At 38.2% G+C, this 20,856-nt stretch carries 18 protein-coding genes and 1 riboswitch; of the genes, 15 read left to right on the plus strand and 3 right to left on the minus strand.

Annotated elements, in window-relative coordinates:
* Window positions 1-31: 31 nt before the first annotated feature.
* From ACFPYN_RS00315 to ACFPYN_RS00325, 3 genes are all read left to right on the plus strand, one after another.
* On the plus strand, window positions 32-1,015 hold the full coding sequence (locus ACFPYN_RS00315) for a LacI family DNA-binding transcriptional regulator (RefSeq protein ID WP_377731878.1): 984 nt from the start codon (window positions 32-34) through the stop codon (window positions 1,013-1,015).
* 842 nt (window positions 1,016-1,857) lie between these two features.
* Window positions 1,858-3,417, plus strand: coding sequence for a fatty acid--CoA ligase (locus ACFPYN_RS00320; protein ID WP_377731880.1), 1,560 nt, complete (start codon window positions 1,858-1,860; stop codon window positions 3,415-3,417).
* 84 nt (window positions 3,418-3,501) lie between these two features.
* Window positions 3,502-3,894, plus strand: a complete 393-nt coding sequence (locus tag ACFPYN_RS00325; protein WP_377731881.1) for a hotdog fold thioesterase — start codon at window positions 3,502-3,504, stop codon at window positions 3,892-3,894.
* A gap of 251 nt (window positions 3,895-4,145) precedes the next feature.
* Here the strand turns inward: ACFPYN_RS00325 and ACFPYN_RS00330 are convergent, their stop codons facing one another.
* Together ACFPYN_RS00330 and ACFPYN_RS00335 are read right to left on the minus strand one after the other, a co-directional pair.
* A complete protein-coding gene (locus tag ACFPYN_RS00330) occupies window positions 4,146-5,009 on the minus strand; it encodes a nuclease-related domain-containing protein (protein WP_377731882.1) in 864 nt (287 codons plus the stop codon).
* A gap of 430 nt (window positions 5,010-5,439) precedes the next feature.
* Window positions 5,440-5,919 (minus strand): sigma-70 family RNA polymerase sigma factor, encoded by a 480-nt coding sequence (locus ACFPYN_RS00335; RefSeq protein WP_377731883.1) that lies wholly within the window; start codon window positions 5,917-5,919, stop codon window positions 5,440-5,442.
* Between the two features lie 432 nt (window positions 5,920-6,351).
* On the opposite strand from ACFPYN_RS00335, the gene ACFPYN_RS00340 reads away from it, so the two are divergent.
* Window positions 6,352-7,758, plus strand: a complete 1,407-nt coding sequence (locus ACFPYN_RS00340) for a trypsin-like peptidase domain-containing protein (RefSeq protein WP_377731884.1) — start codon at window positions 6,352-6,354, stop codon at window positions 7,756-7,758.
* A 270-nt stretch (window positions 7,759-8,028) separates the two neighbouring features.
* Here the strand turns inward: ACFPYN_RS00340 and ACFPYN_RS00345 are convergent, their stop codons facing one another.
* Window positions 8,029-8,529, minus strand: a complete 501-nt coding sequence (locus ACFPYN_RS00345; protein ID WP_377731885.1) for a hypothetical protein — start codon at window positions 8,527-8,529, stop codon at window positions 8,029-8,031.
* 170 nt (window positions 8,530-8,699) lie between these two features.
* A riboswitch (TPP riboswitch) is annotated at window positions 8,700-8,809 on the plus strand.
* A gap of 229 nt (window positions 8,810-9,038) precedes the next feature.
* Here ACFPYN_RS00345 and ACFPYN_RS00350 point away from each other — a divergent pair.
* From ACFPYN_RS00350 to ACFPYN_RS00400, 11 genes are all read left to right on the plus strand, one after another.
* On the plus strand, window positions 9,039-10,046 hold the full coding sequence (locus ACFPYN_RS00350; protein ID WP_377731886.1) for an ABC transporter substrate-binding protein: 1,008 nt from the start codon (window positions 9,039-9,041) through the stop codon (window positions 10,044-10,046).
* Window positions 10,047-10,337 (plus strand): thiamine-binding protein, encoded by a 291-nt coding sequence (locus ACFPYN_RS00355; RefSeq protein WP_377731887.1) that lies wholly within the window; start codon window positions 10,047-10,049, stop codon window positions 10,335-10,337. It begins immediately after the preceding gene.
* Window positions 10,334-11,101, plus strand: a complete 768-nt coding sequence (locus ACFPYN_RS00360; RefSeq protein WP_377731888.1) for an ABC transporter permease — start codon at window positions 10,334-10,336, stop codon at window positions 11,099-11,101. Before ACFPYN_RS00355 ends, ACFPYN_RS00360 begins: the two co-directional genes overlap by 4 nt.
* Window positions 11,102-11,114: 13 nt before the next feature.
* Complete coding sequence (locus ACFPYN_RS00365; protein WP_377731889.1) at window positions 11,115-11,834, plus strand: ABC transporter ATP-binding protein; 720 nt, start codon at window positions 11,115-11,117, stop codon at window positions 11,832-11,834.
* A gap of 380 nt (window positions 11,835-12,214) precedes the next feature.
* On the plus strand, window positions 12,215-13,573 hold the full coding sequence (locus tag ACFPYN_RS00370) for a M20/M25/M40 family metallo-hydrolase (protein WP_377731890.1): 1,359 nt from the start codon (window positions 12,215-12,217) through the stop codon (window positions 13,571-13,573).
* Between the two features lie 14 nt (window positions 13,574-13,587).
* Window positions 13,588-14,784, plus strand: coding sequence for a M24 family metallopeptidase (locus tag ACFPYN_RS00375; RefSeq protein ID WP_377731891.1), 1,197 nt, complete (start codon window positions 13,588-13,590; stop codon window positions 14,782-14,784).
* 13 nt (window positions 14,785-14,797) lie between these two features.
* Window positions 14,798-16,105 (plus strand): M20/M25/M40 family metallo-hydrolase, encoded by a 1,308-nt coding sequence (locus ACFPYN_RS00380; RefSeq protein WP_377731892.1) that lies wholly within the window; start codon window positions 14,798-14,800, stop codon window positions 16,103-16,105.
* Window positions 16,092-17,273, plus strand: coding sequence for a M24 family metallopeptidase (locus tag ACFPYN_RS00385; RefSeq protein ID WP_377731893.1), 1,182 nt, complete (start codon window positions 16,092-16,094; stop codon window positions 17,271-17,273). Before ACFPYN_RS00380 ends, ACFPYN_RS00385 begins: the two co-directional genes overlap by 14 nt.
* Window positions 17,270-18,229, plus strand: coding sequence for an ABC transporter permease (locus tag ACFPYN_RS00390; protein ID WP_377731894.1), 960 nt, complete (start codon window positions 17,270-17,272; stop codon window positions 18,227-18,229). The genes ACFPYN_RS00385 and ACFPYN_RS00390 overlap by 4 nt, the downstream gene beginning before the upstream one ends.
* A 27-nt stretch (window positions 18,230-18,256) precedes the next feature.
* Window positions 18,257-19,165, plus strand: a complete 909-nt coding sequence (gene opp4C, locus ACFPYN_RS00395) for an oligopeptide ABC transporter permease (protein ID WP_377731895.1) — start codon at window positions 18,257-18,259, stop codon at window positions 19,163-19,165.
* 11 nt (window positions 19,166-19,176) lie between these two features.
* Window positions 19,177-20,856 (plus strand): ABC transporter substrate-binding protein, encoded by a 1,680-nt coding sequence (locus ACFPYN_RS00400; protein ID WP_377731896.1) that lies wholly within the window; start codon window positions 19,177-19,179, stop codon window positions 20,854-20,856.

A 20,856-nucleotide genomic window follows, 5' to 3' on the forward strand; every position in this document is an offset into this window, starting at 1 on the left:
AAGAAGTGAAGATTTGAATGGAGGAGTAGCTGTGGCAACAATCAAAGATGTGGCCAAGCTCGCAGGAGTTGCAATTTCAACCGTATCTTATGCTTTAAACGATAGTACGAGAATTAGCCAAGCAACAAAAGATAAAGTATTGGAAGCAGCAAAACAGCTGAACTATCGAAAAAACGGTTTTGCTTCTGACTTAAAGCGAACTAAAACAAATACAATTGCTTTGATTCTTAGCGATCTAGCAGGACCATTTTACTCAGAGCTTACTAAAGGCGTGCAAGAAGTATCGATGACGAATGGCTATGACTTAATAGCGTGCAGCTCACAAGGTGGGCCTCAATCTACAGCGGTTAAATTTCTAAAAGAGAAGCGTGTAGATGCGGCAATTATTTTAGCTCATAATATTTCAGACGACATCATTCTTCAATCTGCACGCAAAGGATTTCCAATTATTTTATTAGACCGTCAGTTAGAGAATGATTTCGTCGTTCAAGTGGAAGTGGATAACTATCAAGGTGGCTATGATGCGACCGAACATTTAATCCAACATGATCATAAAGAAATTGCCTTTATCAGTGGTCCTCAAAATGCTCACGATAGTGAAATGAGATTTAATGGATTCAAAGCCGCTCTTCGTGATCATGATTTAATCCACCATACAAAATGGCTGATGCAAGGTGATTTCACTAGAGAAGGCGGTTATCGTGCGACTAAAATTTTGATTGCCCAGGGGAACTTACCGAGTGGCGTGTTTTATGCGAATGATGAGATGGCTGTAGGTGGCTTGCAAGCATTTAGAGAAAATAAAATAAATGTGCCGGGTGACGTTTCCATCATTGGATTCGATGATATTCAACTCGCAGAATTCACCACGCCACCATTAACCACCATCAAGCAACCAAAATACGAAGCTGGCGCATTAGCCATGCATCTAATCCTGCAACAGCTATCAGGCCAAATCGTTAATTCCTATTACAAGCTGTCAACCGAATTGATTGTTAGAAAATCAGTGAAATAGTATACCAGGAGGGTCTTCCGCTAACGCGGAAGGCCTTTTTTGATTGCTTTAGGGTGAAATGAAGGCTAAACGAGAAGGCAATTTGATCAAAAGATGATTTAGTTGTAAATTTAGTAAGTTTAGTTGTAAAAGTGAGATATTTAGTTGTAATTTTTGGCGATTTAGTTGTAAAAATCACGAGTTTAGTTGTAATAGTAAAATAATGGAATTCGTAAGGAGCGGTGTCACCAACAGAAAAGGCTTTTGGCGAGCCAAAAACAGCATTCAAGGTTTTGAACGCCTGTATCGCGTTATCGTGAAGAGAAAAGTGCTTGATTGCCCCATCCGCTGCCGCTTGATGGGTATTTCTGGTGGGATTGTTGGTGAGCGCAAATTTAGTTGTAAATTAAGAAGGTTTAGTTGTAAAAATGGGATATTTAGTTGTAATTTTTGTCGATTTAGTTGTAAAAATCACGAGTTTAGTTGTAATAGTAAAATAATGGAATTCGTAAGGAGCGGTGTCACCAACAGAAAAGACTTTTGGCGAGCCAAAAGCAGCATTTAAGATTTTGAACACCTGTATTGCGTGATCGTGAAAAGAAAAGGGCTTGAATGGCCCCATCCGCTGAAGCTTGATGGGTATTTCTGATGGGATTGTTGGTGAGCAATTGCTCAGTTGGAAAATATGAGCGCCAAGTTGGAAAAATCACGCTCCAAGTTGGAATTGAGAGTTTCACCGAGAAAGTGAATGGCAATAGAAAAGGATTTTAATAAATTATTGTAATATTCCTTCTAATCTGACATTATTGAAGATAGTAATAGAAATGAATAATTATTCATTAATGGTATAGGGGGCTAGGGCAATGTATGCGACGTTAGGGAGTATTTTTGATCAGACTGTGAGTAAGTTTCCGAATAAGGAAGCAATCGTTGATTTGAAAAAAGGTCAACGTTGGACGTATGGAGAGTGGCGAGATGATGTGCTTCGCTGTGCGAATGCGTTAACAGCTGCAGGAGTTGGAAAAGGAGACCGAGTTTCTACATTCCTCTTTAATACGAGTGAACTAGCGACGACGTTATTTGCATGTGCTAAAATCGGTGCCATTTTCAATCCTATCAATTTCCGTTTAAAATCAGAAGAAGTTGCTTATATATTAAAAGATGCGACACCCAAAGTTGTGATGTTTGAAGAACTGTTAAAAGATCAAGTTGCGTCTATTCAATCACAGTTTCCAGACACACAGTTTTGGTTCATTAATGAAGAAACGCCGTCTTACGCAAAGAATTATCATGATGAAGTGGGCAAAGCGCCGACGACGAATCCGACAGTTGAAGTGAGCGAGTCGGATACGTATGCCATTATGTATACGAGTGGAACGACTGGGCGGCCTAAAGGGGTTATTCACCGTCACCGAGATATGGCAGAGCAAAGTCTCATTTGTACAGCCGTTCTACATTACACAAAAAACGATGTAGGTCTTGTAATTGCTCCGATGTTCCACTGTGCTGAATTGCATTGTTGTGTTATTCCGCGTGTTCAAGCTGGAGCATCGAGTATCATCATGCATCAATTCAATCCCATGGCTGCGGTCGATACGGTTGAACAAGAAAAGGTCACCGTGATGTTCGCGGTTCCGACCATGTGGAGCATGATGGCGGAACTGGAAGGCGCAGCGTCTAAAGTTAAGTCGTTGCAGCGCGGATTGTATGGAGCTGCTCCGATGGCACCGGTCCTTGTAAAACGAGTGAAAGATATTTTGGGAATTAATTTAATTCAAGCATATGGCCAAACAGAAATGGGTCCGGCTATAACGTTCCTTGCTGAAGATGAACAGCTGACGAAAGTAGGTTCTGCTGGTAAGCCTGCGTATAACCATGAAATTCGGATTGTGATGCCGAATGAGGATGGACCTTCTGAACCGGATAATGTATTGAAGCCAGGTCAAGTAGGGGAAATCATTGTTAAAGGACCTTGCATGATGGCAGGTTATTTTAATCGCAAAGAGGCAACTGAAAAGGCTTTGTATAAAGGTTGGTATCATTCAAGCGATTTGGGTTATATGGACGAGGATGGCTATTTGTATGTGGCGGACCGAGTGGACGATATGATCATCAGTGGTGGTGAAAACATTTATCCAAGGGAAGTAGAAGATGTGCTGCATGAACACGACTCTGTACAGGATGTAGCTGTTGTCGGGATTCCTGACGAGAAATGGGGAGAATCGGTACTGGCGTTTGTTGTAACGAAAGACCCTTCGTTAACCGCAGAAGATCTTGAGAAGTTCTGTAAAAACAATGACAAATTAGCGGGATATAAGCGACCAAGACAATATCAGTTTGTGGAAGAACTTCCTCGCAATGCAAGCGGTAAAATTCAGAAGTTCCTATTACGGGAACAACGTGCAGAGAGCGCGAACCAGTAAAGTGAAAGAATTCTCCTGGCTTTAGTTGAAAGAGGCTAGGAGAATTTCGTGTTCATTATTCTTGCCAAAGAGAGGGATTTAAAAATGGAAATGAAACCGTTGGAAGAAACAATTATAGGTTTATTGGGTATTGAATTCGGAGAAATGACGAAGGATCGGGTCACAGCAACGATGCCGGTAAATTCGTCTACGCACCAACCTTATGGGCATCTTCATGGAGGAGCATCGGTTGTGTTAGCAGAATCGGTTGCCAGTTTTGGAACTTTGAATTTAATTGATCAAGAAACTGAAACTGCTGTTGGACTTGAGATTAATGCGAACCATATCCGTGGAAAAAAGGATGGAATCGTTACGGCAATAGGAACACCTCTCCATAGAGGGCGTACAACCATGGTATGGGATATTAAAATTGTCGATGAAAATGAAAAGCTGATTTGTGTGTCCAGATGTACGATGGCGATTGTTAAATTGAAATGACTTAAATCAGGATATTGATGGTTTGCGATTTAGTTGTAATTTTTGAGTGTTTAGTTGTAAAAATGGCGCATTTAGTTGTAATTTTGAGCGATTTAGTTGTAAAAAATAGAATTTAGTTGTAATCGTTAAATTATGGAAGCGGTAACGCGAGGTTTTCCAACAGAAAAGGCTTTTGGCGGTGGCCAAAAGCAGTAATCAAGGTTTTGAATTCAAAGGGCGGCTGAGATTCCATCTTCAGCCGCCACTTTTTTTTATAAAATAGATGACGATTCTTTGATTAGCCAAAAGGATTGTGAAAGAGTATAGCGACGGCTTTTGTATTGAGAAATTGTATCTAGTTTGAGTTTTTTGAGAATATAACTTGCTGCGAATTTGTCTTTCAGTTCGAGAAAGTGGACGCATTCACTGTTAGTGATTGTATCTTTTACTAGGTAAAACCAATCCTCTATGGCCAGTTGTTGTAAAGTTCTTCGTGAGATATTGCAAGTTGAACAATGATTTTGCATAGTGATTTTTTGATGACATATTGGACAAAACAGTCCGGTTAGGATGTGTGCGAGCTCTAGGTGGTAGGTCTGTGCGAGAGGTTTTGGGATGAATTCCCTGGATCTTGATGAGATGGACGACACTAAATTGTTGAATGCCTGCGCTGAAATGAGGTCTGGCATATCGTTGAATTCTTCAATATGAGCAGAGATATCGCAGCCCATGGTAATTTTAGCGAATTGCGGTGGCAAGGCGACATGTGTTTTTGAGTAGGCGAGTACAATTAAACTTTTTATGGGAAGTTTAACTTTTAAATGTTCTAATAGTGTCTGTAGTTTGTAAACATGACGTTTAAGTTGTTGTTCGGGACATTTAAACGTAGTTATTACTCCATTTAGTTCACGAATCAATTGTTCAGGCGTACGTTGAAAGAGAATTTTGCCTTTGATGTTTTTGACTTCAAGGATGGTTATGCATTTTCGAGTGATGATTAATGTATCTATTTGGAGGTAAGAATTTTCGGTCAGGGGGATGTGGATATCTTTTAAAATAGCAAAGTGTTTTGGAAAAGTGACTTGTTTTAGAAAATTATCTACATAGCATTCACCAGAGTATCCAGCTTCGGTCATGTGAATTTTATTTTCGATTTCTTGGCGTAGCGGGTGGTTCATTGGAATGCGATAAAGAAGACGTTTGTATATTTCAATCGTTTTTGGTGGAATTCGTTTGACGTCGATAAGAATGCTCCTTTAATAGATGAATTTTTGTAGTGATTTATTTGAAAATAGCATAAAATATGTCTTTTTGACAAGTCTTTAAAAGTGCTATTTAGCGAGAAAATATTTAGTTGTTATTTTTGAGTGTTTAGTTGTAAAAATGGCGCATTTAGTTGTAATTTTGACCGATTTAGTTGTAAAAAATAGCGGTTTAGTTGTAATAGTTAAAATATGGAAGATGTTCTCTTGATATGGGAACACTCTTTAAAAGAGGCTCTAGTAAAAAATTCGCCAACGGATAAAATGTCCTGGCTGATTTTTAATAGAACCTCATAAGATTTTGTTAGGTAGTCATGATGAGCTTAAGTTTTTGTAAAGTGCGTTCTCTTTTTTTCTTGACGCCTGCTTTGGTTATGCCGAAGTGGAGAGCAACTTTATCTAGTGAAAAACGCTCGACGAACAATAAGTGAATGAGTTGCTGTTCAGCTAGGTTTAATTGAGATAACGCCTTTATTAATCTCTCCGAGTCTAATGATGTTTCAACTGATCTGTGTAATATGATTTCTAGAAGTTCATCATCAGCCAGTATGATGTTCTTTTCGATTACCGTTTTTTTCAATTCATCTAACAAACTACCGTAAATGCTACGATACGCAAACGGTGCAAAATTACCTTTTGATGAGTCATAACGTTGCCAAGCCTTCCACAGTGCAATTCGCCCAGCTTGTTTGAATGAATCATAGTTTTTATAGATGTGTAGTTTACGCATACATGCATGAATCATAGGTTCGAACTTATCCAATACGTCTTCAAAAGTCTCCATTTTTCCGCTGCCTTGCCAATGTGCACATCAGGGTTATTCCTAGGTAGCAACAGTGTAAGGCTTAAAAAATAACAGTGCCAACGCATGTTATTGACGTTATCATCCAAAAATATGAGGCTACTCGACTAGTTCTAAAACTATAGAATAAATATGTGGAATATCCAGAAGGAACCTATTATGGGAAACATGTATTTTTTTCTTTCCAGAGAGATGATTTCATCTGGAATAGTAAAATTGTGGCTATCTAACCGAAGGTGTCCTCGCCCGTCATTTTGAATATGATAATAGATGTCATATTACTCTTCTCAAAAAACGCAGAGTCATTACAAAAAACCATTAAAATAAGTTTATTTAATCATCTCTGTATATGTCTATTTACCTGCGAATATTGTATAATAATGTCAATTAGATTTGACAGGGAGGTGGGTAAACATGTTTTGTATGCAATGTGGCACAAAGAATGGTGAAGATGCGAAATTTTGCTCGAGTTGTGGCCTGCAACTAAATGTCACCCGTATGTCATCAAAGAAAAAGAAGACGTACCTTATTGTAGCAATTGTTTTGTCGATACTAGCTTTGGTAGGCATAGGTTTTGGCATTATTTTAGCGTTAGATGAACCAGTGAAAATTGCTCAAACAGAAGAAGTGAAAATTCCACTCACCCCTGTAAAAACGGAAGCAGAAGAGATACCTAAAGAAGAAACAGAAAAACCAAAGGAAGAGGTTCCACCCGTATCAAAAGAGAAAGAAAAAACACAGATTATTAAAGAATCTCAATCTCGTGTGTTTACGATTTATACAGAAACAGGTTTAGGTTCGGGATTTTTATTCGAAGAGAAGGGTACAGTTGTAACCAATGCGCATGTGGTGGCTGGTTTCACAGAAGTGGTTGTTCGTAATGTGAATGGTCAACAAACGACTGGTCGTGTAATCGGAATATCCGATGAGTATGACGTAGCGTTAATTCAAGTAGATGATTATGCAGGAGAAGTACCACTGGAAATGGAGATCAACGAAACAGAAATCGGTTCTGAAGTTATTGCTCTCGGTAGTCCACAAGGGTTAGAAAATTCGGCTTCAATTGGTTATTTGACAGGGCTTGATCGATCATTTGAATCTGATTTTCAGTACGAAAATGTTTACCAAGTAGACGTGCAAATTTCTCCTGGAAGCAGTGGAGGACCTCTGCTTGATGCGAAAACAGGAAAAGTAATTGGCATTAATTCCGCTTTGCTGACAGCAGATCAATCAATTGGATTTTCCATTCCGTTGTATACGATGATGGACCTACTCCAAAGCTGGTCTGATTCACCGATGACTTCAAACGAAGTGGCTAGTATCTTTTCATTTTACGATGACTACGAGTATGATCCTGAGGCAAGTGCCAAGGCAGATTCTTACTACGAAGAGTATGTAGAAGAAGAGGAAGAGTATGTAGAAGAAGATTCTGAAGAGGTTACAGAAGACGACACGTATTATTTTGAAGAGGTAGGATTATCTGATTTTATTGTACATTTCCGAGATAACTATGAAATGGCTCTTTACTACGAAGACTTTTACTACATTGAAGACATGCTGCTATTCGAAAGTACTGCATATACCGAGATGGCTGACTACATTTACGAAGTAACAGGTCAAGGCATGATGTTTGAATTCACGTCAAATGAAGTAACGGACATTGTCATTGAAGAAGATTATGCAGTTGTTAGCACATTCGAAGTCTTTGATTTTATGAATGCAGCAGGTGAATGGTCGACGTATGAGAGAGTGAAAGATTATTCAGTCGTCATCGATGAATATGGTACGTATCAAATCACAGATATAGCTATTTATGACTGAGCAAAAGCTGTTGTTATTGTAGAACAAACAAAAGAGTTCAATTTCGCCTAGCACAAGAAAGCCGCAAGAGTGGGGAGATTGAGACCCACAGAAGGTATGTGGTTTTCAGGCTTGTTGGCTCATGCGGCCAGTGCAAAGGTACGATATACAGCAATATAGTTTATCTAAACCTAAGAATAAAGGAACTTCTATAGAAAAAAGCAGTTGAAGTCTATCTTCAAACTGCTTTTTCTTGTTATAGGATTATGACGATTTTATTGTGGAATCTTTTTATTTAAACAGATCATGTTTTTTAGTTTCGTAATGTTCAAGGAATTGGTCGAAGTCGTTTTCGTAGTCAGCGACTGTTTTGTGTTCAAGGTTATTCAGTGCTAGATCCTCGAAGGTTCTGAGTAATTCATATGCGGTTTTTAGTCGATTAATGTCATATTCTTTTATTTGTTCGCCACGCGCTTTCCGATGAACTTCGTATAACACCTTTTGGATGTCATAGTCAAAGTCGAACGTTCGGTAGGCTGCAGTTTCTCCAGCTGGGCGAATGTTTAACATAAATCCAGAATATCGAAGTAGCTGTTCGCCGAGTTCTTTTTGATTGCCGTCTTCTTCGTATTGCTCGATCATGTTCTGAAGAACTAGAGTAAGCTGAGCATGTTCGAGTGAATAATGTTTAAGCTGTAGTTTTTCAAAGTTGGCAGGTTGTTGGACGCTCCACATAATAGAAATGCCGAGCAGGATAGCCAGTAGTAAAGAAGTGAGTTTCCAGTTCATCATGGTGATACCTCCCTTGTTTTCCATTTTACAGGAAATTGATGAGAGATGTATAAAAATTTTAGACATGCAGAATGACAAGTTAGAATTTCTATATTTCTATTTATATCTTGAAACTTAGACAAATTTGTGTCACTGTTAATAGTGATAAAGCATTAAACGAATTTCATAATTGAAACATGTGGGGGGACCAGTGTTGCTGGTTGAGACCGTATCCTTAAGATACACACCCTTGGAACCTGATCTGGTTAACACCAGCGTAGGGAACATATTTAAACATTCTTGTTTGTGTTGATATGCGTCCTAGGTACCTACCTAGGGCGCTTTTTTTCATTCAAATAGAAGATGTTTAAGAGATTTGTCAGTATGCATGCCTCTTAGCACCTAGTTAGATGGATTTGGTGTGATTCTGCGTTTGTGAGAAAGAAGTTGGCTTTACTAAAAAATATGTTTCCTCCTTTCGTTCCATCGTTTAGTGCTCTCAACAGATTTAGAAAAGGGGAGAGAAAATGATGAAAAAATGGTTAGGATACCTACTAATTTTGATGATGTTAACAGCTTGTGGCAATACAGACGACGCTAGTTCTGGAACCAATGAAGCAAGCGAAAAGTTGAAGAAAGTAACAGTGGTTTTGGATTGGACACCTAATACGAATCATACTGGCTTATATGTAGCGAGAGACAAGGGGTTTTTTAAGGAACAAGGTCTTGATGTAGAAATTATTATGCCAGGTGAAGCTGGTGCTAATCAATTAGTAGCTTCGGGAAAAGCTGAATTTGGAGTTGGTTATCAAGAATCCTTAACAGAAGCACGTGTTCAAGACGTACCAATTGTTTCAATTGCTGCCGTGATTCAACATAATACATCTGGTTTTGCGTCACCTGCAGAAAAAGAGATACTTTCACCTAAAGATTATGAAGGCAAAGCATATGGTGGCTGGGGTGCACCAGTTGAAAAAGCAGTGATTTCTTCTTTAATGAAACAAGAAGGTGCAGATGTAGAAAAAGTTGATATGGTAAATATGGGTGATACAGACTTCTTTACAGCTGTAAAAAGAGATGTAGACTTTGCATGGATCTATTATGCATGGACAGGAATTGAAGCGGAACTTCGTGGAGAGAAATTGAATATGCAATATCTGACGGATTACTCAGATAAGCTAGATTATTATACACCTGTTCTAATAACGAATGAGAAGTTGATAGCAGAAAATCCTGATACCGTTCGTGCTTTTGTAACAGCAGCATCCCAAGGTTATGCATTCGCAATGGAACAACCAGAAGAAGCGGCGGAAGTTTTAATCAAGGCTGTTCCAGAGTTGGATCCAGAATTAGTTAAAGCAAGTCAAAAGTGGCTGTCTCCAAGGTATCAAGATGATGCATCCCAATGGGGAATTCAAGATAAAAAGGTGTGGGAAAACTACGCACAATGGATGAATGAAAATGGATTATTAGAAGGCAAACTAGATGTAGAAAAAGCCTTTACAAATGAATTTTTACCTAAAAAGGAGAATAAATAAATGATAAATTCTTTAGTTAGTATTCAAATCATCCCGAAAACAAATAATGGAGAAGATTCAATTCCATTTATTGAACAAGCCATTTCCGTTATACAGGATTCAGGAATACGCTATGAGGTGCATCCACTTGAAACCACAATGGAAGGTAATCTGACAGAAATTTTCTCCATTATCGAGAAAATGAATGAGCGAATGATAGAGGCTGGCTGTGTAAATGTTATTTCTCAAGTGAAAATCTTGTATCAGCCAAGCGGCGTATCGATGGATAAATTGACAGAGAAATATCGATGAGAAAAGTTTTCCAGAGAGGATGGAGACCATTATTGGTCCTCATCCTTTTATTAACAATATGGCAACTATCCTGTTGGTTATTCGACATACCAAAGTGGCTGCTGCCAGCACCTTCTGATATATGGACTGAAGGAATAGCAGGCTGGGCGACTTATAGTAATCATTTAGTGTCAACGATTAAGCTGTCTTTTATTGGGCTGTTGATTGGAAGTGGTGTTGGCCTTATTGTGGCAATCAGTTTACATCGTATACCAAAGCTTAGAGAAGCACTTTATCCACTTATTATTTTGTCACAAAATATTCCAATCATTGTGTTGGCTCCATTGTTGGTCATATGGTTTGGATTTGGGTTACTACCAAAAATCATTGTCATCACAATGGTTTGTTTTTTCCCAATCACGATTGCTGCATTGGATGGTTTTCGACAAACGACTGCTGAGCTTACGCATTATATGAAAATGGCTGGCGCATCAAAAAAACAGATTTTTTGGAAGGTAGAATGGCCATATGCGTTACCTTCACTATTTTCAGGACTGAAAATAGCTGCTACCTACAGCGTTATGGGAGCTGTAATCTCTGAATGGCTGGGTGCCAAAGAAGGAATTGGAGTCTTTATGACTCTTGCATCGTCTTCATTTCGCACAGATCGTGTCTTTGTAGCAATATTTCTCATTATGATTTTAAGTTTATTTTTCTTCGCAGTAATTTCTTCATTAGAGAAGTTAATCGTGAAAGGGAAACCTAAAGGAGAGGAAAATAATTAACACTAAGCTCAGTGTGGAAAATATTTCGAAATCCTTTAAGGGGAATCAAGTACTAGATGAGTTATCTTTTCATGTAAATGACGGAGAATTTGTTACAATCGTAGGTCCATCAGGAAGTGGGAAGAGCACGTTATTTCACTTGATTGGCGGTCTCTATACACCGGACTCTGGTGAAATCCGAATGGACGGGGAACTGATGAATGGTCAAAGAGGGGCCATCAGTTATACGCCTCAATCTCCTTCCTTATTGCCATGGAGGACCGTTCTTCACAATATCTTGCTTGGCGGAGAAATTATTTGTGAAAACAATGAATTAGAAGCCATTCGAATGATTGAAAGAGCAGGACTGAAGGGATATGAACACGCATATCCTTGTGAATTATCAGGAGGAATGCAACAGAGAGTGTCTTTCATCAGGAGTCTGATGAGCCCACAATCCCTCATTTGCCTGGATGAACCCTTCTCTTCGCTTGATGAATTTACACGGTTGGACATGCAAAACTGGTTACTTTCCATCTGGGAAGAAAACAAGCGCTCCATTTTACTAGTTACCCATCATATTGAAGAAGCCTTATATCTTTCCGACCGAATCATTGTCTTATCGGGTAAGCCCGCGAAAATCAAAAAAGAATTTATCATTCCTTTCCCAAGGCCTAGACAGGAATCCATTATTCTAAGTGATGAGTTTTTGCAATGGAAGCGAACCATCTATAATGAATTACGGGGTTCTTAGTAAAGCATAAAGGCCAGATGTCACCGGTGGAAAAGGGTATTTGTCGGTCGGTAGCCAATAGCAGGTATAGAGGTTTTAAAGAGATAAAGTTAGCAAAACTCAGCTTATATTGAATGTGGGTAAATATGCAGAGAATATACAGTTAAAAGAGCTGATTAGGTGACGTTTGTCACCTAATCAGCTCTTTCGTTCATATGGCCTCCGTGTTACAAATTGCCGCTCGCCACGGTTAGGATATTCTAATCATTAGAGTGGAGTTAGTCTTAAAATGACATTTGAAAATAATGAGAATAAATATGAATAATGTAAAGTAATTTACATCTATATAAATAACTGAATAATATAATAATTTTATTACTAAAAGGATTAGGTGTTTAACAATGATGAATTCAGTGTCGACTCTATTGTCAGATTATATTCAAATTGATACTTCAACATCCAATGGAAATGAAAAGAAGGGGCTCTTGTATCTCCAGTCACTAGCAAAGTCATATGGATTGTATACTTTCTACCACGAAACTACATCTACAAAAGGAAATTTAATCATCTCGATACGAGAAGAAGATCTCCAACCTTTTAATGATGCGGTGTATGAAATAAATAACAAGCACCAAGGAGCTAGATTTTCAAATCCACCAACTGTTCTCCTTTCACATGTTGATGTTGTAGACGCAGAGGAGGAAGACTGGACACATCATCCTTTCTTAGGGGCTATTGTTGATGGTGAAATTTGGGGGAGAGGTGCAATTGATGCCAAGCAAATAGGTATATCACATTTATTGACTATGAAAAATTTGAAAGGTATGCCATTAAAACAGCCACTTATTCAAGTAATAACTTCTGAAGAGGAGTCTGGTAGTGAAAATGGATTAAAAAGATTGCTAAGTGATTTTCCGTTTTTATGGGATGATGCAACGGTTTGGAATGAAGGTGGAGGATTCCTCATAGAGATTGAGGGTAAGCTTTTCTATTTAGTAGAGACGGGTCAAAAGGGAAATATGTCTTTTACGGTACTACTAAGTCCCAAAAAGTCTACTAATCCGTATCTTCCTTCAAATGAAGTCGATCTATTAACATTTCGGGTAATTGATAGCCTTAAAAACCTGCAACTACCAGACGAAGTTTTACCATTGTCAGTTGTGAAAATGCTAACTCTAATAGCAAAAGAGTTAAAGGTCGATTTTTCATCAAATAACTATAAATCAATACTGAAAAATATTCCAACCAAGTACAATAGGATGTTTTCTGCAATGTTGAAGTCAACATTTACATTAACGAAAATAAGTGGAGGAAGAAAAAATACAGAGTACAAAGGTCAATATAAGTTAGCTTTTGATGCTCGCCCTTTACCGGGCACACAAACTTCTTCGTTAATAAAGATTGTTCAGGAAACGGTCAAAAATATTGACCCCACTGCAGTAGTTAATTGGATTAGCACAAATGGAGGATATGACCTCGGAATTTCAGAAGAAATGAGAGTTAGATTAGAGGAATGTCTAAAGCTAAGTGGAGTTAATGCCTGTGTTGTTCCTTTTATGACAATTGGAAGCAATGATGGCCGATATTTCCAGCCATTCAAGGCTACAGTGTTAGGTTATTGTCCAATGACACCTGAGATTACTTTCGATCAAATTATTCAAAGAGTTCACGGTGTTAATGAAAGAATTTCAGTAAAAGATTTAGAGTTTGGGATAGATCAGCTTACTATGGTTTTAGAAAAAACATTGAAAGTTTATTAAAAGGAGGATAAATAATGAAGGGAAGTAGTATGGAACTGGTGCATGAAAAGTTGGAACAAGCAAAGATTCTTATGCAGAAATATGGAATTGATACTTGGCTAATTTTAACAAGAGAATCTTCTGATCCAGCGTTGCCGCTTCTTGTTGGAGTTAGATCAGTGCATCAAGCAGCAATATTCTTACGTTCTTCGGGCGAGCATACTGTATTAGCTTCCCAAAGTGATTCTGGAACTTATAAAGCAACTGGACTTTTTTCCGTTGTTAGAACTTACGAAACCTCTATTGAATCTCTATTCAAAAGTACTTGGAGTGAGCTTCAAATTCAAAAAGTTGCTTTGAATATTTCTGAAGGTGATCATTTATGTGATGGTCTTACTTTAGGACAATATATGTGGCTAGAAAAAATAACCGGAAAAGAAAATCTCCAGAAAGTAGAAATTTCCAGTGAAGACATCCTCAATGAGTTAAGAAGTGTTAAAAGTTCAACTGAAATAGAGACGATTAGTGAAGCCATTCAATTAACAACAGATATATTTGAATCGGTTCATCGGACGATTAAACCGTATATGACGGAGAAGGAAATTGGTTCCCTTTTTGTATATGAAATGAAAAGTCGAGGTGTTACTTCTGGACTCGGAGCGGCCTATGATCCACCTCTAGTATGTGCAGTAAGGCATGGTTTAGCACATAGAAAGCCAAGTAGTCGTCAAGTTGAGCCTGGTGATATTGTAATAGTCGACTTCAGTTTAAAACATAACGATTATGTTTCAGATATTGCTAGAACTTTTTATTTTTTAAAAGAAAATGAAAAAGCTGCTCCAGTGGAGATTGAAAAAGCATTTCAGACAGTTCATGAAGCAATTACAACATCAATAGCAGAATTAATTATTGGGAAAAAAGGTTATGAGGTTGATGCAGCTGGACGAAAGGTTATAGAAGAAGCTGGGTATCCGACAATTCGACATTCTGTAGGTCATCAAATAGGGCGTGCAACACATGATGGTGGCACCATTCTTGGGCCTAAACGCACTCCTGCAAGAGTTGCAGTAGAAGGTGTGCTCCGTGAAGGTGAAGTGTACGCTATTGAACCAACTGTTATTCAAGATGAAGGACTACCTTGTATGCTCGTAGAGGAAAATGTAGTAGTTACTGACGCAGGACCAAAGATATTGAGCAAACGTCAAGATGAATTATGGTTAGTAAAAGCGTAAATGGGGTGATTTTTTGGAAAAAGAGCTTATGGCACGGACTGTTAAACTGTTGCAAGAATTGATTCAAACGGATACTACAAATGAGTTAGGAAATGAAATAGAAGCAGCAAATGTTCTAATTAGTTTTTTCCAAGAATATAACATTGAATCTCAAATTATTTTCAGTCCTGGTGGACGGGCTAATCTAGTAGCCAAACTAGAGAATAATAATAAATCTGAACCTATAGTGTTGCTGTCTCACTTGGATGTGGTAGGCCCGGGGGATGGAAAGTGGGAATATCCACCATTCAGTGGGGTTATCGAGAATGAAACAATATGGGGAAGAGGGACATTGGATACAAAACAACTAACTGCGATGCATGCCGCTATAATGGTAGGTTTGAAAAAATCACAATCCAGTAACTCTCTAAATAGAACTATTATTTTTATTGCAACTGCGGATGAAGAAAATGGAAGTCAAGAAGGAATGGAATTTTTGTCAAAAGAATATCCAGAATATTTTGAACAATCCACTGTTTTTAGTGAAGGTGGAGGCTTTATTGTAAATGATGGTGGAAAGAAATATATGTTTTATGCATCAGGAGAAAAAGGTACAGCGAGAGTGAGGCTGAAATCAACTGGTGAGGGTGGTCATGCTGGAGCTCCTCCTACAGATCAAGCATTATTATTGCTGGTATCTGGGTTAACAAGTCTTCTCCAAAAGACATTTAATCCATTACCATACCCCATTCTAAATTATTTTTCAGAAACGTTCAAAAGAACCTTGAATATTGAAGAATTCGTTGAAGAAGACGAGATTTTCATCTCTCAAATGCATGATTATATGAGATACCCAACCGTTACTATTGAAAATGTGAAAGTAGGTCATCAGATTAACGTGGTGCCTTATTATGCAGAAGCAACTATTGAAATTCGCACTCTTCCATTTCAATCTCGAGAAGATGTGGAGAAAATATTAGAATATTTATTTCGGAAAAATCAAGTGGACTGGGAAATTATATCATTTCAACAAGGCTACGAAAGTGACATTACTAATGAAGCATTAGAGCAGCTCGAAGAATCATGTAGAAAACAAGATTTTTCGATCAAGTTGATTCCTTTTACAGCTCTTGGAAAAACAGATGGTCGATTTATCAGTCAAATGGCAACTAATATTTATGGTATTTCTCCTGTCAAAATCAGCTTTACTGAAGTTCTCAAACGTGTCCATAACACGAATGAAAGAATAGAGTTGGATTCATTTGAATGGGGTACCAGTGTGCTATTTGATACCATCACTTTTGTCGCAAGAAAAGAGGTGCATAAAAATGACTATATATAAAGAAAAAGTTGAACAGTCCATTAAGTATTTGACTGAAAGTCAGGTAGACGCATGGTTAATTTACACGAGTGAAAGTAGTGATCCTTGCTTACCGTTAATTCCAGGAGTGAGCACGGTTGGACCAGGTGTATTTCTTTTTACTCAAAACAACGGTTGTTATGCAGTTTGCAGCTCAATTGACGCTCAAGATATAGAAGAAAGTGGAATTTTTGATGAAGTTATTAAACATGAAGTGAGTCTAGAAAATAGCTTAAAGGAACTTATGAGGAAGTTGTCTCTTAAAAAAGTAGCTCTCAATTATTCTTTGGAAGAACCTTTGGCTGATGGATTGACGACAGGTAGGTATAGATGGCTTATGAGAGTACTCGGGGAATTTCAGAATATGGAGTTTGTTTCTTCTGAACCTTTCCTTACGAGATTAAGAAGTATTAAATCAACAGCAGAAATCACAGCGATACAAACGGCAATAGATATTACAATCGAAATCTATGAAGATGTATTTAAGAATCTTAGACCGGGAATGTCTGAAATCGAAGCCGGAGACTTATTCGTAACAGAAATGAATAAACGTGATGTTGTTAATGGGGTAGACCGGACTCCGTCTCGACCGATAGTAATGAAAGAAAATATCGCACATAGACCTCCAAGTGAAGCAATAATTGAAAAGGGCGACCTAGTGATATTCGATTTTAGTGTCGATTATAAAGGATATGTTTCCGATATTGCTAGGACTGTTTACTTTTTAAAAGATGGTGAGACAAAGCCGCCTGAACGTATTATTAACACTTTTAATACCATTCATCATGCAATTTCCATTGCAAAAGAAGGAATGATGCCAGGTAAGAAAGGCTATGAGATAGATAAAATCGCAAGAGACCATTACGTAAACAAAGGGTATCCAGAAATTTCTCATGCGACTGGACATCAAATTGGTCGTGATGTTCATGATGGTGGAGTCCTCTTAGGTCCAACGTGGGAAAGATACGGTCAGGCTCCATACGGTGAGTTGGAAGTCGGAATGGTGTTTACAATTGAACCAACTATTTTCATGGAAGAAAATATACATTTTATTGTGGAAGAAAATGTCTTGATAACTGAGAAAGGGGCTAAATGGCTCTCTAAGCGGCAGAATGAATGTATTTGTATTTCGGAGAAGGTGGACCTTTGAAAAACTTTTTTATTAAACGGGTACTCCAATCAATTCCAATATTATTTGGTATAACCATTATGACATTCTTCATCATGCAGTTAGCACCAGGTAATCCGATGGAAACTATGATTAATCCAAAGATTTCTCCTGAAGAAATGCGAAGAATGCGAGATAGTCTTGGGTTAAACGATCCGATTTATGTTCAATACATCACTTGGATGAAGGAAATTCTTCAAGGGAACCTTGGTTACACAGTGAAAACCGGGCAACCCGTAGGACAGTTAATTTTGGAGCGACTTCCTGCTACTTTTTTGTTAACTGGAAGTGCATTCGTAATGGCATTTGTAATCGGTATTCCTTTGGGTGTATATTCCGCAACACATAGGTATAAAGTTCAGGATTATTTTTTGACTGTCATATCTTTTGTTGGTATTTCTATACCTTCATTTTTCCTTGGGCTTGGCATGATCTTTATTTTTGCATTGAAACTAGGTTGGCTACCTACTTCTGGTATGGTGACAATCGGGTCAGACTTCACAGGTTTAACGTTGCTCGCTGACTACCTAAGTCATGTAATAATGCCTTCAACCGTACTTGCCATGCCGACAATTGCAATTGTTATGCGATTTACAAGGTCCAGTATGTTGGAGGTTTTAAGTCAAGATTATATTAGAACAGCGGATGCAAAAGGGTTATCTAAAAATGTTGTCTATTTAAAACACGCATTGAGAAATGCGCTAATCCCAGTCATAACAATATTTGGACTTTCTATTCCGTTTTTATTCGGAGGAGCCTATATTACAGAATATATCTTTAACTGGCCAGGAATGGGTAGTTTAGGAATTCAAAGTATCGTTGCCCGAGAATATCCAGTCATAATGGCATTGAATTTATTTACATCAATTCTTGTAATGTCTGGAAATCTACTTGCAGATATCCTATATGCGTGGACCGATCCTCGTATTCGGTACTAATGAATGGGGCCGGAAAGGAGAAAGCAAATGACCCAACAGGTTATATGGGAACAAGAGACGGAACCTAAATCAGGATTCTTCAATTCCGATGCATGGATTCGATTTAAGAAGAACAAGTTGGCTTTATTTGGGGCTATTGTTTTATCGCTTTTCGTATTAACAGCTATTTTGGCGCCGGTACTAGCGCCTTATGATCCATATATCTCCCAAACAAAAGCAGATGGTACATTCAATGTCCACGCAAGCCCATCCGCTGAGTATTTACTCGGGACTGACAGCCTTGGACGGGACTTACTTAGTAGAATTATTTATGGAAGTAGAGTTTCTTTAAGTGTCGCTTTTGTGGCAGTAATGATTGCCACAGTAACAGGAGTTATTCTAGGAATGATTGCAGGATATTACGGTAAATGGGTAGACACGGTCATCATGAGAATAACAGACATTGTCATTTGTTTCCCCGTATTATTCCTTGCTATTTCAATAGCAACAATTCTAAAGCCAAGTATTTTTAATGTCATGATTATCATCGGACTAGTTAGTTGGACGACAATGACACGATTAGTAAGGGGGGAAGTTCTTCGCGTACGTGAAACGGAATATATAGAAGCTGCTAAAGCGATGGGACAAAGTAATATATTGATTATTGTAAGACATGTTTTACCTAATATTATGGCTCCTATTGTCGTGCAAGCTACTCTACAAACTGCAGAAGCAATATTAACAGAATCAGCATTAAGTTTCCTTGGAGTGGGTGTTCAGCAACCTGTTCCTAGTTGGGGAAATATGTTAAATGAAGCAACATCGATCATGGTCTTACAATTTAAACCATGGGTTTGGATTCCAGCAGGGTTCGCTATTTTGATCACGATTTTATGTATAAATTTTGTTGGTGATGGGCTACGTGATGCATTAGATCCAAAAACAAAAAATGATTAGGGGGATATTACATGAAGACATTTAGAAAGGCGTTTCTATTAATGCTAATTTTGTTGCTGGTTGCTGCTTGTACATCAACAAACTCAGATCCTGTTAGTAAGAGTGAAGAAGGTAAGGATTCAGAAGCTAAAAGTGGTGGAAGTTTAACAGTCGCTTTTAACAGTGAACCAGGTAACTTAAATCCAATGGTTTATGCTACCACCTCTGATACTAATGTCACGCACATGCTTTATGACTCGTTAGTTATGCCTGACGAAGAACTAAAAATGGTTGGAAGTCTCGCTGAAAGTTGGGAAGTTTCTGAAGACAACAAAACCTATACATTTAAGTTGAAAGAAGGAGTTAAATGGCATGATGGAAAACCGTTCACAGCAGATGATGTTGAATTTAACTTCACAGCTTTAGCGCATCCGGATTATGACGGTGGAGCTTTCTGGCGTGTTGAATCAATCGTTGGTGCGGTTGAGTATCAGGCAGGAAAGGCTGAAAGTGTGTCAGGAATTGAAGTTGTAGATGAAACAACTATAAAGTTCACAACTAAAGATCCTGCTGCACCTTTCCTATCGGGCTTATTCATCGGTTTGTTACCTAAGCATACTTTGGACGGAGTTAATCCAGGAGAATGGGCAAAACATGAATCAAACAGATCACCAGTCGGCACTGGACCTTTTAAATTCACAAAATGGGAAACTGGTCAGTATATAGAACTGGAGAAAAATGCAGACTACTTTAAAGGCTCTCCAATTCTAGATAAAGTTATTGTACGTTTTGGTGATGCTAATACAATGCTTGCATCATTTATTAGTAAAGATGTTGACATCACAACTGTTCCTGTTGCTGAAACACCATCCGTTTCAAGTTTAGATTATGCAGAGCTTGTTACTCAGAACCAATTGAGCGTTTATTACGTAGGGTTTAACTCTAAAGCAGATCATTTTGGAGATCCACTTGTTCGTAAAGCTCTTGCTCATGCGATAGACAAAGAAAACATTGTAACTTCTATTCTTGGAGAATATGGTGCTGTTGCAGATGATGTATTTCCATCAAGCCATTGGTCGCATAATCCGGACTTACCAGTTTATGAATTTGACAAAGATAAATCTGAATCTCTTTTAAAAGAAGCAGGTTATGAAAAGAACTCAAAAGGAATATATGAAAAAGATGGAAAGCCTTTTATATTTACGTTTGAAGTGCCGACTGGAACGAAAGAACGTGAACAGTCTGCTGTTTTACTGAAACAAATGTGGGAACAAATTGGTGTAACTGCAGAAATTCGTTCTCTTGATTTTCCTACACTCGTAACAAAACTTCTGCCAAAAGATGATGGTGGTGCTCAGCGGGCCGTAACAGCAGATGATTATTCCGCATATATACTTGGATTCGGAATTGAAGCAGATCCAGATGAATACCGCAGTTACTTTGGTACGAACTATCAACCTCCAAATGGTTATAACTTTGTTGGTTACTCAAATGCCGATGTTGATGTGTTACTAGAGAACCAAGCTAAGGAACTTGATTTAGACAAACGTCAAGAATACATTTGGGAAGTTGGTAAAAAACTTGCTGAGGATGAAATTTGGATACCACTTTATGAACAAAACACACCACATGTTGTGAATACACGAGTAAAAGGATTCAATCCAGATTTCCGTGGAGCAACATTCAATGCCAAGGAATGGTCTGTAGAATAG

It is taken from the genome of Paenisporosarcina macmurdoensis, from assembly GCF_042658845.1.
In the GTDB taxonomy this organism is placed as follows: domain Bacteria; phylum Bacillota; class Bacilli; order Bacillales_A; family Planococcaceae; genus Paenisporosarcina; species Paenisporosarcina macmurdoensis.